This is a genomic window from Anabaena sp. AL09, assembly GCF_001672255.1.
In the GTDB taxonomy this organism is placed as follows: Bacteria; Cyanobacteriota; Cyanobacteriia; order Cyanobacteriales; family Nostocaceae; genus Dolichospermum; species Dolichospermum lemmermannii.
The window spans coordinates 36,021-50,522 of record NZ_LJOQ01000087.1; the positions used below are offsets into that span (position 1 = coordinate 36,021).

At 38.0% G+C, this 14,502-nt stretch carries 14 protein-coding genes and 1 pseudogene (1 of these 15 cut by a window edge); 7 read left to right on the forward strand and 8 right to left on the reverse strand.

The features are described 5' to 3' along the window. Positions 1 to 36: 36 nt before the first annotated feature. The 4 genes from dcm to AN490_RS18015 all read right to left on the reverse strand — a co-directional run bounded on the left by dcm (position 37) and on the right by AN490_RS18015 (position 3,648). The gene (dcm, locus tag AN490_RS18000; protein WP_300006236.1) at positions 37 to 1,068 is read right to left on the reverse strand and encodes a DNA (cytosine-5-)-methyltransferase; all 1,032 of its coding nucleotides are present in this window, start codon (positions 1,066 to 1,068) and stop codon (positions 37 to 39) included. 79 nt (positions 1,069 to 1,147) lie between these two features. After that, positions 1,148 to 2,527 (reverse strand): glutathione-disulfide reductase, encoded by a 1,380-nt coding sequence (gene gor, locus AN490_RS18005; protein ID WP_300006238.1) that lies wholly within the window; start codon positions 2,525 to 2,527, stop codon positions 1,148 to 1,150. 168 nt (positions 2,528 to 2,695) lie between these two features. After that, positions 2,696 to 2,821 carry a hypothetical protein gene (locus tag AN490_RS18010; RefSeq protein ID WP_300006240.1) on the reverse strand — a complete coding sequence of 42 codons (126 nt, stop codon included), beginning with the start codon at positions 2,819 to 2,821 and terminating at the stop codon, positions 2,696 to 2,698. 11 nt (positions 2,822 to 2,832) lie between these two features. Further along, complete coding sequence (locus tag AN490_RS18015; RefSeq protein WP_300006285.1) at positions 2,833 to 3,648, reverse strand: sulfurtransferase; 816 nt, start codon at positions 3,646 to 3,648, stop codon at positions 2,833 to 2,835. A gap of 141 nt (positions 3,649 to 3,789) precedes the next feature. Here AN490_RS18015 and AN490_RS18020 point away from each other — a divergent pair, with 141 nt between their 5' ends. From AN490_RS18020 to AN490_RS18040, 5 genes and pseudogenes are all read left to right on the forward strand, one after another. Continuing rightward, a complete protein-coding gene (locus AN490_RS18020; protein WP_300006242.1) occupies positions 3,790 to 4,713 on the forward strand; it encodes an MnmC family methyltransferase in 924 nt (307 codons plus the stop codon). Positions 4,714 to 4,782: 69 nt separating this feature from the next. Further along, positions 4,783 to 6,138, forward strand: coding sequence for a bifunctional UDP-N-acetylglucosamine diphosphorylase/glucosamine-1-phosphate N-acetyltransferase GlmU (gene glmU, locus AN490_RS18025; protein ID WP_300006244.1), 1,356 nt, complete (start codon positions 4,783 to 4,785; stop codon positions 6,136 to 6,138). Positions 6,139 to 6,398: 260 nt separating this feature from the next. Continuing rightward, positions 6,399 to 6,862 (forward strand): annotated as a pseudogene (locus tag AN490_RS18030) (helix-turn-helix domain-containing protein); the annotation flags it as partial. Positions 6,863 to 6,942: 80 nt separating this feature from the next. Next, positions 6,943 to 7,653, forward strand: a complete 711-nt coding sequence (locus AN490_RS18035) for a DUF3800 domain-containing protein (RefSeq protein WP_300006246.1) — start codon at positions 6,943 to 6,945, stop codon at positions 7,651 to 7,653. Continuing rightward, positions 7,650 to 8,144 carry a hypothetical protein gene (locus AN490_RS18040; RefSeq protein ID WP_300006248.1) on the forward strand — a complete coding sequence of 165 codons (495 nt, stop codon included), beginning with the start codon at positions 7,650 to 7,652 and terminating at the stop codon, positions 8,142 to 8,144. The genes AN490_RS18035 and AN490_RS18040 overlap by 4 nt, the downstream gene beginning before the upstream one ends. Positions 8,145 to 8,316: 172 nt before the next feature. On the opposite strand, the gene AN490_RS18045 is transcribed toward AN490_RS18040, so the two are convergent. From AN490_RS18045 to AN490_RS18060, 4 genes are all read right to left on the reverse strand, one after another. Further along, a complete protein-coding gene (locus tag AN490_RS18045) occupies positions 8,317 to 9,909 on the reverse strand; it encodes a 2-isopropylmalate synthase (protein ID WP_300006250.1) in 1,593 nt (530 codons plus the stop codon). Between the two features lie 207 nt (positions 9,910 to 10,116). Next, positions 10,117 to 10,638, reverse strand: a complete 522-nt coding sequence (locus AN490_RS18050) for an NYN domain-containing protein (protein ID WP_015079695.1) — start codon at positions 10,636 to 10,638, stop codon at positions 10,117 to 10,119. Between the two features lie 851 nt (positions 10,639 to 11,489). After that, the gene (mreC, locus tag AN490_RS18055; protein ID WP_300006253.1) at positions 11,490 to 12,278 is read right to left on the reverse strand and encodes a rod shape-determining protein MreC; all 789 of its coding nucleotides are present in this window, start codon (positions 12,276 to 12,278) and stop codon (positions 11,490 to 11,492) included. Between the two features lie 378 nt (positions 12,279 to 12,656). Then, a complete protein-coding gene (locus AN490_RS18060) occupies positions 12,657 to 13,664 on the reverse strand; it encodes a rod shape-determining protein (protein WP_041457858.1) in 1,008 nt (335 codons plus the stop codon). A gap of 364 nt (positions 13,665 to 14,028) precedes the next feature. On the opposite strand from AN490_RS18060, the gene AN490_RS18065 reads away from it, so the two are divergent. Both AN490_RS18065 and AN490_RS18070 read left to right on the forward strand, forming a co-directional pair. After that, positions 14,029 to 14,391 carry a single-stranded DNA-binding protein gene (locus AN490_RS18065; protein WP_148762788.1) on the forward strand — a complete coding sequence of 121 codons (363 nt, stop codon included), beginning with the start codon at positions 14,029 to 14,031 and terminating at the stop codon, positions 14,389 to 14,391. Between the two features lie 22 nt (positions 14,392 to 14,413). Further along, positions 14,414 to 14,502 carry the beginning of a hypothetical protein gene (locus tag AN490_RS18070; RefSeq protein ID WP_300006255.1) on the forward strand. Its footprint extends 127 nt past the window's final position, so 89 of the gene's 216 nt are visible here — the first part of the coding sequence; its start codon is at positions 14,414 to 14,416; its stop codon lies off the right edge, out of view.

A 14,502-nucleotide genomic window follows, 5' to 3' on the forward strand; every position in this document is an offset into this window, starting at 1 on the left:
TGCCTCTACTGTTATGGAGAATGAAGGCAGAGCCTTTTATAATTCATTCCCATACAGAGTATGGGAACGAGAAAATGAGAAATATAATTCATTCCCATACAGAGTATGGGAACGAGAAAATTTTTTAACATTCAGATTTACTAATATTGCATTAATTACAGAATCAATCACAGTAGCAACACAAGGAATAGCGATGGCATTACCAGTTAATTTTCGCATGGTTTGATAACTTCCTACTATTTTATAAGATTCTGGAAAACCTTGCAATCTTAACATTTCTCTTTCTGTTAATCTTCTTTCTCCATTGACTAATAAATAATTATAAGATGCTCCTGCTCTCAATGCACAGGAATAAGGATATACACTGATATTACCAGATTTATTTTCATGCCATATTGTTGGTTGATCATATTTTTGATTAAGCTTGACTTTTTCTAAACGATTTTGTCTAATTTTGTCCGAAGCGTAATAAAAGTCAGAAACAGATTTTTCTAATATTTCTGATAAAGGCTGCATAGGCATTTTGATTAATGGCCAATTAAAATTATGATGATGAGTTTGATTTTTTAATCCGACTATCAAAATCCTTTCTCGTTTTTGCGGTAAACCAAAATTAAGAGCATTAAGAATTTGATAATCTGTATAATATCCTAAATCTTTTAATGTATTAATAATTATTTGTAATGTTTGCCCTTGTTGATGTCCTTTTAGTTGTTTGACATTTTCTAATATAAAAGCTGAAGGTTGTTTATTTTTAATAATTCTGGCAATATCAAAAAATAATGTTCCTCTAGTATCTTCAAATCCTTTCAGTTCTCCACAAATGCTAAAAGGTTGACAAGGAAAACCACCTAATAATATATCATGGTCAGGAATATCATTTGCATTAATTTTTGTAATATCTCCTATGGGTGTTTCTCCAAAATTTTCTAAATATATTTTTTGGGCATTTATATCAATGTCACTAGAAAAAACACATTGGCATGGAATTTTATAATTATGACAAATCCTTTCAATTGCTAATCTAAATCCACCTGTACCACTAAATAAGTCTATAAACTTGATCATTCACTTTGATGAAATATATGCAAACTAAACCTATCACAATTTTAGGGGTTTAGCACTGCTAAACCCCTACCAAATACAATTATCGCATGGTGACAAATTCCTCTGCTGCTGAGGGATGAATACCTACAGTGGCATCAAAATCAGCTTTAGTTGCCCCCATTTTCACCGCAATAGCGACACCTTGAATAATTTCTGCGGCGCTATCTCCCACCATGTGAGCGCCCAAAATCTTATCAGTGTTAGTATCTACTATCAACTTCATCATGGTTTTTTCTTGCTTACCCGGTAAAGTGTAGTACATGGGGCGGAAGCTAGTTCGATAAATTTTGATATTATCATCACCGAATTTTGACCTAGCTTGGGCTTCTGTCAAACCCACTGTAGCCGCTTCTGGGGTAGTAAATACGGCAGTAGCTACGGTTTTGTGACTAAATTCGCGACGATTGTTGCCAAATTCACTATCAGCAAAAGCACGTCCTTCTCCAATAGCCACGGGTGTTAAATTTAAGCGGTCTGTGACATCACCAACAGCATAAATATGGGGTTGGCAAGTTTGACTATATTCATTGACGGAAATTGCATTTGAGGTGCTGTATCCTGGTTCTTCTTCAGAACTGGGAACACAGTCAAGTTGGGCATTTTCTAAGCCTAACCCCTCTATGTTGGGACTGCGACCGGTGGCTACTAAAAATACATCAGCAATGATTGGTTCTTGGTTTTCTCCAGATAAGGTTAATTTCAGTCCTGCGTCTACTTTTTCTATTGCTGTCACTTCAGTATTTTGGATAATACGAATACCATGATTCGTCATTCCTTCTTGGATACTGGTGCGGATATCTTGGTCAAAACCGTTCAAAATTTGCTCTTTGCGGATAATTTGCGTGACTTCTGAACCTAAACCGCCCATGATACAAGCGAATTCACTACCAATATAACCAGAACCAATGATAGCGATATGTTTGGGTTGGGTTTTCAGGTGAAAGATTTCATTGGAGGTAATACCGTGTTCTATACCTGGAATCTCTGGTTTAATGGGACGACCACCGACAGCAATTAAAATTTTCGCGGCTGTATATTGTTTACCATTCACTTCGACTGTGTGGGGGTCTACAAAACTAGCACGACCGGAAATTAGTTCTACTCCGGCTTTTTCTAAAAAGCTGATGTGAAGTTTGGAAAGTCTGTTAACTTCGTTATCTATGGATGTAATAAAATGTTCCCAGTCAAATTTTACGTCTCCCACTGTCCAACCATAACCTGCGGCTTCTTGGAATTGAGCGGGAAAGTGAGAACCATAAACCATGAGTTTTTTGGGGACACAACCGCGAATTACGCAAGTACCACCAACTAAATCATATTCGGCGATCGCCACTTTTGCACCATAACTAGCCGCCCGTTTAGAAGCAGCCAAACCCCCAGAACCAGCACCAATCACAAACAGGTCGTAATCAAAAGTCATAAATTTCTACTTTTTTAACTAGAAATAGGCTATTCAACTATATATAGTCAAGTTGCCTAGATTTAATCTAACGTAACTAACAACTAACAACTAACAACTGTACGGGCGAAGCATTTGGAGAACTATTTTTTGCAATGACCGATAATTTATCTTCCAAATGCTTCGCCCCTACTGACAACTAACAACTGACAACTGTACGGGCGAAGCATTTGGAGAACTATTTTTTGCAATGACCGATAATTTATCTTCCAAATGCTTCGCCCCTACTAACAACTGACAACTGACAACTGACAACTGACAACTGACTAATAACTAATCCAATCACTCCAACTACCAGCGTAAAGTTTAGCGGTGGGAATTCCAGCTATAGCTAAAGAAAGTAAATTTACACAAGCCGTCACACCAGAACCACAATAAACTAAAATTTCTTTAGTTGTATCTATATTTTGCCAGTGTTGAGATTGTTCTGCCGGAGGAAGTAGGCAACCAAAAGTATCAGTTATTTCTTGCCAAGGATAATTAACAGCACCGGGAATATGTCCAGCAATTTTATCAATTGGTTCTTTTTCTCCACGATAGCGCTCTCCTTCTCTGGAGTCTACTAAAACTACATCTGGACTATCTTTGTGATTTTTTACATAAGTAAAATCTACAACTTTATCCTTTTGGATTTGGGGAATAAATATTCCTCTTGCAGCAGTAGGAATTATATCTGTAACAGTATAACCTGCTTTTTGCCAACGGTCAAAGCCACCATCTAAAACAGCTACTTGTTCATGTCCTAAATACCGCAATAACCACCATAAACGAGATGCAAAAGCCAAGCGAGAATCATCATAAGCTACTACTAAAGTTTTTTGAGAATTTACCCCAATTGCTGATAATTTTTCGGCTAACTCTGTGGTATTTGGTAAAGGATGCCTGCCCCCATGTTCTTGTACAGGAGTAGATAAATCTTGATTTAAGTCTAAATAATAAGAGCCTGGGATATGATTAGCTTGATACTGTTTTTTTCCTAATTCGGCATCAGCTAAAGAAAACCGACAATCAACAATCACAACTTGAGAATTATTGAGATTTTCCAACAGCCATTCTGGAGAAACAATAAATTGATTATTCATGGGTAACTGGTAATTGGTAATTGGTAATTGGTGAAAACTATTCTTCTTTCTTCTTTCTTCTTCCTCCTGAACTCCTGACTCCTGAACTCCTGACTCCTGAACTCCTGAACTCCTGAACTCCTGAACTCCTAAACTCCTAAAATGTTTACACCCCAACAAACGCAAGATGGTTCTTTTACCTTTTTTTCCACAGAGTTTAATGAAGCCTTTCATAGTCACTATGGAGCAAAACAAGAGAGTTTCTTGAAGTTTGCTGTTCCGACTCGATTACCAATATTAGCCGAAACGGGATTTGTGCGGCTGCTAGATGTTTGTTATGGTCTAGGATACAATACAGCGGCAGCTTTACAGACAATTTGGCAAGTAAATCCTCGTTGCCGTGTGGAAGTGATTGGCTTAGAACTAAATCCCATTGTCCCCCAGGCGGCAATTAACCATCAGTTATTCAATGGTTGGGACGAAAAATATATAAAAATTTTAACTCAAATAGCGTTTGCACATCAAATCCACATAGATTATTTGCAAGCTACTTTACTAATTGGTGATGCTAGAAACTTAATTCTCCAAGTACATGAATCGGGCTTTCAAGCAGATGCAATTTTTCTTGATCCCTTTTCACCTCCGCAATGTCCACAATTATGGACAGTGGAATTTATCCAAAAAGTATCAAAGTGTTTACACCCAAATGGGTTGCTGGCAACTTATTCCTGTGCTGCGGCTGTAAGGACTGCATTGTTAGCTGCGGGTTTGGTTGTCAGTTCTACTCCACCGATAGGAAGACGGACTCCAGGGACTATTGCTGGACATCCCAAACATGGTGAGGAATCAACTATATCCTCTTTACCGCCTCTTTCCCAAGCTGAAGCAGAACATTTACGAACTCGTGCTGCTATTCCTTATCGAGATCCTAATTTAAGCGATACCGCTGCAATGATACTCAAGCGACGACAAGAGGAAATTCAAGTCTCTACTTTGGAATCAAGTTCACAATGGCGCAAAAGGTGGTTAAGATCGTCAACACCGCAGGAGATTTTGCCTGAACAGTCAACAGTTAGCGATGATTAACTGATATGATTTGACCTGGAAGGGAGCAAATCAAAACAGCATTTATCGCAAATTTACTGATATATAACTATGGTTGTTGTAGCAATTCTCGCGGCAGGAAAAGGTACAAGAATGAAATCAAATTTACCTAAAGTTTTACATTCTTTAGGTGGTAGATCTTTAGTCGAACGCGTTATTGAAAGTGCTGAACCCCTTTTACCTTCACGCAGATTAGTAATTGTTGGCTATCAGTCCCAAGAAGTAAAAACGGCTATGAATGCAATTCATGGTGTGGAGTTTGTGGAACAGACTGTACAATTAGGCACAGGTCATGCTATCCAACAATTGCTTCCCCATTTAGAAGGTTACACTGGGGATTTATTGATTTTAAATGGTGATGTCCCTTTATTACGGACGGAAACTTTAAACAACCTCTTACAAACTCACCAAGAAAATCAAAATTCTTGTACTATTCTCACCGCACAATTGTCAAATCCTCAAGGTTACGGACGGGTTTTTCGTAACAGTGAATGTATTGTCCAAAAAATAGTTGAGGACAAAGATTGCACTCCTACCCAAAGAGAAAATGACCGCGTGAATGCTGGTATTTACTGTTTCCGTTGGCCAGATTTAGCAAAGTTTTTACCTCAATTAGAAGCAAATAATGCCCAAAAAGAATATTACTTAACTGATGCTGTCACTCAGGTTGGTAAGGTAATGGCTGTAGATGTGAAAGATTACCAAGAAATTTTGGGAATTAATGATAGATTGCAATTAGCAACAGCTAACGATATTTTGCAAAGACGGATTAAGGAAAAATGGTTGTTAGCAGGTGTTACCTTAATTGATCCTGCAAGTATTACTATTGATGAAACTGTAGAATTACAACCAGATGTGATTATTGAACCGCAAACTCATTTGCGCGGAAAAACGATAATTCAAGCTGGTAGTCGCATTGGTCCGGGGAGTTTAATTGAAAATAGTGAATTAGGGGAAAATGTCACTGTTCTCTATTCTGTAGTTACAGATAGTATTATTCAATCTCAAACTCGAATTGGACCCTATGCCCATTTACGTGGTCATGCTAAGGTGGGTGCTAATTGTCGAATTGGTAATTTTGTGGAGTTGAAAAATACCCAATTAGGCGATCGCACTAATGTATCACATCTCTCATATTTAGGCGATACGACAACAGGAACTCAGGTCAATGTAGGTGCGGGAACAATTACTGCTAATTATGACGGTGTGAAGAAGCATAGAACAATTATAGGCGATCGCACCAAAACCGGCTCTAATAGTGTTTTAGTTGCACCTATTACTGTGGGTAATGATGTCTACATAGCCGCAGGTTCAACGGTGACGGAAGATGTCCCTGATGATTCTTTGGTAATTGCAAGAAGTCGTCAAGTTGTGAAGCCAGGTTGGAAGATGAAAACTGATAGTTAATGTTTTGTAGGGTGCGTTTCTTAACGCACCTTTTGATATACTCCGCAAGGGCATAAATTGAGGATAGAAAAGGAAAAAGTGGTATAAAATATTAAAGAAAAAAAGTGAGGGGGAATCAAGCAGGGGAAACGCATCTTATCAATAAGGACTATTTAATCTCAATAATGACCCAAAAATTCGCATTAACGTCTACTTATTGACAATGATTTATGGTGTTTTGTCAATAAAATTTAGATGCGTTTCCCCTGGGGAATCAAGTAATGAAGGCAAGAACGTATAGTGCAGAGGAAAAGGCAATGTTTCATTACGAAAGATTTAATCATCCACATCCAAGAGTACAAATCAGAATGGAAGTAATGTGGCTAAAAAGTAAAGGATTGAAAAATAGCCAAATAGTATCATTAGTAAATCTGAGTGAAAATACAGTAAGAAAATACATTAAAGAATATGAAGAAGGGGGAATAGAAAAACTCAAAGAAATAAATTTTTATCGTCCAGAAAGTGAATTGTTAGAATATAAAGAAACTCTCGAAAAATATTTTTAGAAAAATCCGCCAATGAGTATCAAGAAAAAAAGCTAGAACCACTGCTAGAAGAGGCTAGACAGGGTAAAAGAGCAGTTTTTTTTGTTGATGCGGCACCTGACGGGATGAAAGCATTTTTAGGATATATCTGGTGTGTAACAAGAGTATTTATTAAATCACCATCAGGGCGGAAAAGATTTAAAAGTTCTCTGTTGAATGATACACGCACCTGTTGATATATTATTGAATTACAGAGCATTAATAATGTGAAAATTAAAACATGAACCAAACTTTTAACGTTTACTGTGATGAAAGCTGCCATCTAGAAAATGATCATCAACAAATAATGGTGCTGGGTGCCGTTTGGTGTCCTTTAGAAAAAACGCGAGAAATTTCAGTTCATATCCGGGAAATTAAGAAAAAACATGATCTAAAACCAGAATTTGAAATTAAATGGATAAAGGTTTCACCCGCTAAAATAGCGTTTTATCTCGAATTAATAGATTATTTCTTTGATAATGAAAATTTGCATTTTCGAGGTCTTATTGTAGCAGATAAATCCCAACTACAACATGAGGTTTACAATCAGACTCATGATGATTGGTATTATAAAATGTATTTTACTTTGCTCAAGACAATTCTCAGTCCACAAGCAAATTATAGAATTTACTTGGACATTAAAGATACACAAGGAGCAAAAAAAGTTGCCAAATTACATGATGTACTTTCTAATAACCTCCTTGATTTTTCACGCCAAATAATTGAAAGGCTTCAAACTGTGCATTCTCACGAAGTAGAAATCTTGCAACTTGCAGACCTTTTAATTGGAACTATTTCCTATATAAATCGAGGACTCTCTAGCAATGCAGCTAAAATTGCTTTAGTTGAGCGAATGCGAGATCGTTCCGGTTATAGCCTAACCAAAACTACTCTCTATCTGGAAAATAAGGTAAATCTTCTTTGCTGGCAAGCCTCGGAGGTTTTACAATGAAACAGCCTATATGGCTACCACCTCTAGTTTTATTTAATGATTATGGTGGTAATTGGGAAGCTTACCTAGAGGCAGTTTACACCATCTTCAAAGAAGATTTTATTGATAGCAAGCCTACGTTTCAAGGTATACGATTTAGCCTTAAACGTCATCCCTTATTTCAAGATAAGGAAGCGACTTTCTGGCACGTTACCTCAGAAGGTAGACAAGAAACGGAACGTACTCCTGATTTTCGCCGTTGTGAACGCATTTGCTGGCTACGCCCGATAATTGAAAATGCTGAAGATCCTGCTATCAAAGTTTGGGAAAATGAGAGGAAAGGCGAGAAGCGTATTTGTCTGTGGCTAGAAATTGAAGAATATCTCGTAATTTTGGCTAAACGCGACGGATATGTGCTTTTGTGGACAGCATACTTGGTGACGCAACCACATCAGCAGCGAAAACTACAAAAAGAATATGAAGCCTATAAAATGGCTGATGCCGCTGATTAGGCGGCATCGTTACTCCTTCTACACATGGCAGATGAGCTAAATAATTCTGTTTCTTATCTCCATTATATCCAAAATAGTTCAGATCGTCAAATTCATTTTTTCTTCTGCTTTATTAATTTTGAATTGCTTATGGTGGGTTAGAACCATTTTATTTATCTAACCCACCATAATATTAGGCTGTGACTTCTTCCTTCACTTCCTGCTGTAAAGCTGAAACCAGTCTATTCAGTGCATTTACATAAGCCTGAGCCGATGCCACAATAATGTCAGTATTAGCTGCATGACCTGAAAATACACGGGATTCATGGCGTAAGCGAATTGTTACTTCTCCTAAAGCATCAATTCCCCCGGTGACAGATTGCACAGAAAACTCAATCAACTCATTCTGTACATTCACTACCCGATTGATGGCTTTGTACACCGCATCTACAGGACCTGTACCAATAGCTGCATCAGTTAATTCTTCTCCGTCGGGAGTGCGAAGAGTTACAGTAGCAGTAGGTTGAGCGTTACTACCACAGGAAACCTGTACCAACTCTACCTTAAATAAATCTGGCGCTTGTTGGATTTCATCATTAACAATAGCTTCCAAATCCCAATCAGAGATTTCTTTCTTTTTGTCCGCTACTTCTTTAAATCTCACAAAGGCTTTGTTCAGGTCATTTTCTGATAGTTCAAAGCCCAATTCTTTCAACCGTGTCCGAAAAGCATTTCTCCCAGAATGTTTACCCAATACTATTTGATTATCAGATAAACCAATCAATTGAGCATCCATAATCTCATAAGTGAGTTTATTTTTCAATACCCCATCTTGGTGAATTCCAGATTCATGAGCAAAGGCATTTGCACCGACAATGGCTTTATTTGGTTGCACCAACATTCCCGTTAAATTGGAAACCAAACGGGAAGTTTTATAGATTTGTTTGGTGTCAATATTCGTGAGTGATGCTTCCGAATTTTCAGCGCGTCCCAAGAAGGGATTAAAATATTGTCTGCGGACGTGCAAAGCCATGACTAATTCTTCTAAAGCTGCATTTCCGGCTCTTTCACCAATCCCATTGATGGTACATTCTAGTTGACGTGCGCCGTTTTTCACAGCTTCTAAAAAGTTAGCAACTGCTAAACCCAAATCATTATGGCCGTGAACGGAAATAATGGCTTTGTCAATGTTGGGGACATTTTCGGTAATGCCTTTAATGATGCCCCCAAATTCGCTGGGAGTGGTATAACCTACGGTATCAGGAATATTAACAGTTGTTGCTCCAGCAGCGATCGCTCTTTCCAAAACTTCATACAAAAATTCTGGATCAGATCGTCCCGCATCTTCTGGAGAAAATTCGACATCATCAGTGAAGGTTTTGGCATAAGCGACCATTTCTTCAGCAATGGCAACTACTTCCGGTCTGGTCTTTTTTAACTTATATTGCAGGTGGATATCAGAAGTAGCAATAAAAGTATGAATTCTGCCTTTAGCAGCAGGTTTGATAGCCTCCGCTGCGGCTTTAATATCATCATGTCTAGCTCTGGCCAAACTACAAATTACCGGACCATTTTCTGTTCCCACAGTTTGGGCAATTTTCCTAACTGCTTCAAAATCTCCAGGACTAGCAAAAGCAAAACCAGCCTCAATAATATCTACTCCTAAACGTGCTAGTTGTTTGGCAATAATTAGCTTTTCGTCTATATTGAGAGTTGCTCCTGGACACTGTTCTCCATCACGCAATGTGGTGTCAAAGATGATAATTCTATCGGCTTGTTTGCTCATTAGCTTAACCTCTTTTAATTTTGAGAGTGGACCCAATAAAAGAACATAAGGGAATTAGAATTAATCAAATGTGATTTGATTTGTCAGTCCTAGAGAATTTATTTTCATCACTGACTTCTAATTCCTCAATTCTTTTTTGATAAAATAGCTGAAACTGTGAAATGAGAGTTTTTAACTTTGAGATGTGTAAATAAATACTAAGCTAAGTTAACCGTCAGTTTTTTCTATTCTCTCTCTTATATCGTTCAAGTCTATATATCTATCAGTAGCATTACGTAGTTCCCTGGCAATCATTCCTTCAGTTGATACTACTGTAATATGCGTATTTTTTGAGCGTAATAGTTCGATAGCTCTTTCAAAATCACCATCTCCGCTGAATAATACAACTCGGTCATATTGATCTACCGTATTAAACATATCAACGACAATTTCAATATCTAAATTCGCTTTTTGGGAGTAACGACCAGAAGCATCATCATAATACTCTTTGAGGATTTTCGTGCGAACTGTATATCCTAAACTGATGAGAGCATCTCGGAAACCTCTTTGGTCTTGTGGGTCTTTTAATCCAGTGTACCAGAAGGCATTGATTAATGTAGTTTCTGACTGTTCGTATTTGAAATATTCTAAAACCCGTCGGGGGTCAAAAAACCAACCATTTTTTTGTTGAGCATAGAACATATTGTTTCCGTCTACAAAAATAGACAGACGATTCATTGGAGAACCCATAAAAATTTACACCTAAATAATAGATAAGAATGTTAGAGGGAAGAATAGATTATAGCAATTATCAAGTGGTAATTTCGCTAATATCTTTAAGGTACATAATTATGTATAGCCATTATCTTACCTCTTTTAAAGCCAAAATTTGGACAAAATATCCCAGTTGAGATCCGAATTATTTAACTTGTTTCACCTCCGGGACTTGTAAATATGTTGTCTGATCAAAATCTACCAATAAAATTGACCTAGTAACAGGATTATAAACTAGATGATATTCAATTTTACTCCTAAAGAGGTACGGGATAGGATTCTGGAGAAGGAATGGGCTGATCTTCATCAATAGATTTTTTCATCGACTGTAGGGATGATTTCAGAGGATTATCAATGCTTCAGGAGAGAAGACTATTGAGGATACGCATCTAGGATATCCTAGATGGACACCTAAAATTTGAAGAATACTCTATGAAAGTAGTTTGAATAATTTGATGACTCCGAATATAAATTTTTATGACAACTAACCTGATCTGCGATCACAGGGGTGGGTTCAGTTACGTAAATACTGGGATGTATTTGTACAGGGTTTTTATACGATAAATATACTGATATGGGTTGGATAAAAATTAAAGGATGGGTGAAAAAGGGATAAGATGGTCATTTAAGTCTTAAATTTGCAGTTTTTAGCAGTCGAATAGGGTTCTGAATCAATATAGATATTGTATTTAAACTAGCCAGTACAAAAATATCGCCCCAGAACCTATATCTAGCTTAACCAAAAAATCAGATTCTGTTGGCAAATTAGAAAAGCAGTCTGGTGCGAGTGGTAGATTTGAGTCATTTACACTAATTAACCTTGTCCATCATTTCGTCAAATTCGGAGTTTCTAAATATTGTTTCTCTGGTTGAGGATAAACAGTTACCCAATCTAAATACCGAATTGGCGGAAATAACTCCACTTTAGCGATTGATGCCGGGAGTTTCTTTAAATCCAACGACTTAATTTTACCTATGGCTAAACCAGCGGGAAACTTCTGACTATAAGTAGATGTAGAAACTAAATCGCCTACTTTAACATTAGGCACTTTTTCATAAAACTCTAACACCCCTTCAGCGGAAGCATCACCTTGCAAAACTCCTTTAGCTGATGTACGGCTAACAGTTACACCCACTTGACTTTTTAAATCACTAACCAACAATACACTGCTAGTATTAGTCGTCACACTTTCTACTAAACCTACTAATCCCCCATCGGCTTTAACAATAGAACCTTCTTGAATGCCTGATGCAGTCCCTCGATTCAAAATTACCTGTTGCCACCAATGATCTGCACTCCGTCCAATTACCCTTGCTATAATTGGCTTCTGTGGCAAGGTTTCTTTTTCTACGTAACTCAGTAAACTTTTTAATTTTTCATTTTGGCTTTCTAGATCGACGATGCGAGTCTGTAATTCTAAAAATCTTGCATCTTTAATACTTTGCTCAGGAATCGTCCCTGACTGCACCATCTGTAATGGAATGCTGATTCCTTGATAGATTTCGCGTAATAATGCCCCTTTTGTTTCTCTGATTGTCCAAGCACTACCTATAACTAAGGCCAATAACCCTATTTGTAATCCCTTATATTCCCACCAGCGTTTTAAAGTAAACATAAGTATACCTGTATATATTTTTATAAATTATTCAGGAGTTGCAAAAATATTGCTTAGGAACGCAAATTTAATCACCTGCCATTCTGATTTAACCAGAAATGGTGCGTTACGCTTTGTTTTAGCGTAGCCATGCTCGCAGAGCTTTACACACCCTAATTTTGTACTTTATTTAATCTATACTCCTTAGTAAGACTTTCCGTGATCATTATCCCTCAACTTCCCTATACTTCTGTTGAAAACAATAGACATCTCCGGAAATTAAATATGCGTGACCTAAAACCCTTGTAGAGACGTTCCATGGAACGTCTCTACAATATTTACCGGAGCTGTCTAATGGATTCTATAATTATGAATAAATACAGAACCCATATATTCCTACTACATATTACGGGAATGCCCGCTAAATACTCTCTCCAATTGTTTGAAGTTTTCTAATACACGACCTGTTCCCAACACTACACAGCTTAAAGGGTCCGCCGCAATGTGAGTCACAAGACCTGTCTCATGACTAATTAATGTATCCAGACCTTTGAGTAATGCACCACCTCCTGCCAACATGATCCCGCGATCAATAATGTCTGCTGCCAGTTCTGGAGGTGTCCGTTCTAGTGTCCGTCTCACTGCTTCGATAATTACCGCTAGAGGCTCTACCATGCTTTCCCGAATTTCTGGGCCTTTGATGCTTACAGTTCTGGGTAATCCAGAAAGTAAATGCAAGCCCCGGACTTCCATGACACTATCATTATCATCTGCGGTCGGATAGGCAGAACCAATCTTAATCTTAATATCCTCAGCAGTCCGTTCACCAATTACCAGATTATGAATTTTCTTCATATACTGAGTAATCGCTTCGGTTAGTTCATCTCCAGCAATGCGGACTGACTCGCTAATTACTGTACCCTGAAGACTTAATACCGCTACTTCTGTTGTGCCACCACCTATATCAATAATCATGTTACCAGTAGGTTCTGCAACTGGCAGTCCCGCACCAATTGCCGCTGCAACTGGCTCATCAATTAAATATACTTCCCTCGCTCCGGCTTGATTGGCTGCATCCATTACAGCCCGTCTTTCTACTCCTGTGACACCACTAGGAATGCCAATGATAATGCGGGGACGCATCAGCGATCTTCCCTCATTTACCCGCTGAATAAAGCTTTTTAGCATCAATTCGGCCGTGTCAAAGTCAGCAATCACACCGTCACGCAGGGGACGGAGGGCAATTACATTGCCTGGTGTCCGTCCGAGCATTTTTTTGGCTTCTTCTCCCACTGCCAGTGCCACCTTGAGATTTTGATCAATGGCAACTACAGAAGGTTCTTGCAGGACAATCCCTTTACCAGACACATAAACTAGGGTATTGGCTGTACCAAGGTCGATACCCATATCCCATGATGGACGAAAATTTCTGAAAAGATCCACGCTTCTCTTTGCCCCTTATTTGCGATACTTATAACTACAAAGATAAAAGTTAATAATGATAGATTCCATGATGTTTGCTTGCCTGACTCCAGTAACCTAGACTATTTTTTTATCTAGCTTTTGTCAATCTTGATTTTAGTTTCACGAATTTTATGTTCTATTTTCTCATGGTCAGTCAGTATAACCGTATATTTTTTTTAATGTCAAGTATTTTTTGAATTTTTGTGTGAGTTAACTGTTGGGATTCTAACATATTTTCAATACTTTCACAATTAGTTATTATAGAATCCGGAATAGTACAATACAAAGTTACTAAGAAATAAAAGCCATGAGCATTAATGTTGTCACTCTTATTGGCCGTGTAGGCATCGATCCTGACATGAAGTTTTTTGATTCGGGTAAAGTTAAATGTAGATTAACTCTAGCAGTCAGTCGTCGTACCCGTGAAGGAGAACATACAGACTGGTTTAACTTAGAATTATGGGGAAAAACTGCGGAAGTTGCGGGTAATTATGTTCGGAAAGGCAAACAAATAGGCGTTAAAGGTTCTTTGCGGTTTGATTCCTGGAGTGATCGCCAAAGCGGAGTTAACCGTTCTAGTCCAGTTATCAATGTCGAGCAACTAGAATTACTTGGTTCTAAGCGTGATGGTGAAGGTGGGGGAGCAGATATGTCTCCAGATAATTTCTAATTAGTGAGTTGTCAGTTGTTAGTTGTTAGTAGGGGCGAAGCATTTGGAAGATAAATTATCGGTCATTGTCAAAAATAGTTCTCCAAATGCTTCGCCCGTACAGTTGTTAGT

Coding starts and splice junctions, on each gene's coding strand:
- AN490_RS18020 (WP_300006242.1), top strand. CDS start 3,790: ATGTTTACACCCCAACAAACGCAAGATGGTTCTTTTACCTTTTTTTCC.
- AN490_RS18060 (WP_041457858.1), bottom strand. CDS start 13,664: ATGGGTATCGACCTTGGTACAGCCAATACCCTAGTTTATGTGTCTGGT.
- glmU (WP_300006244.1), top strand. CDS start 4,783: ATGGTTGTTGTAGCAATTCTCGCGGCAGGAAAAGGTACAAGAATGAAA.
- gor (WP_300006238.1), bottom strand. CDS start 2,527: ATGACTTTTGATTACGACCTGTTTGTGATTGGTGCTGGTTCTGGGGGT.
- AN490_RS18035 (WP_300006246.1), top strand. CDS start 6,943: ATGAACCAAACTTTTAACGTTTACTGTGATGAAAGCTGCCATCTAGAA.
- mreC (WP_300006253.1), bottom strand. CDS start 12,278: ATGTTTACTTTAAAACGCTGGTGGGAATATAAGGGATTACAAATAGGG.
- AN490_RS18045 (WP_300006250.1), bottom strand. CDS start 9,909: ATGAGCAAACAAGCCGATAGAATTATCATCTTTGACACCACATTGCGT.
- AN490_RS18015 (WP_300006285.1), bottom strand. CDS start 3,648: ATGAATAATCAATTTATTGTTTCTCCAGAATGGCTGTTGGAAAATCTC.
- AN490_RS18050 (WP_015079695.1), bottom strand. CDS start 10,638: ATGGGTTCTCCAATGAATCGTCTGTCTATTTTTGTAGACGGAAACAAT.
- dcm (WP_300006236.1), bottom strand. CDS start 1,068: ATGATCAAGTTTATAGACTTATTTAGTGGTACAGGTGGATTTAGATTA.
- AN490_RS18065 (WP_148762788.1), top strand. CDS start 14,029: ATGAGCATTAATGTTGTCACTCTTATTGGCCGTGTAGGCATCGATCCT.
- AN490_RS18040 (WP_300006248.1), top strand. CDS start 7,650: ATGAAACAGCCTATATGGCTACCACCTCTAGTTTTATTTAATGATTAT.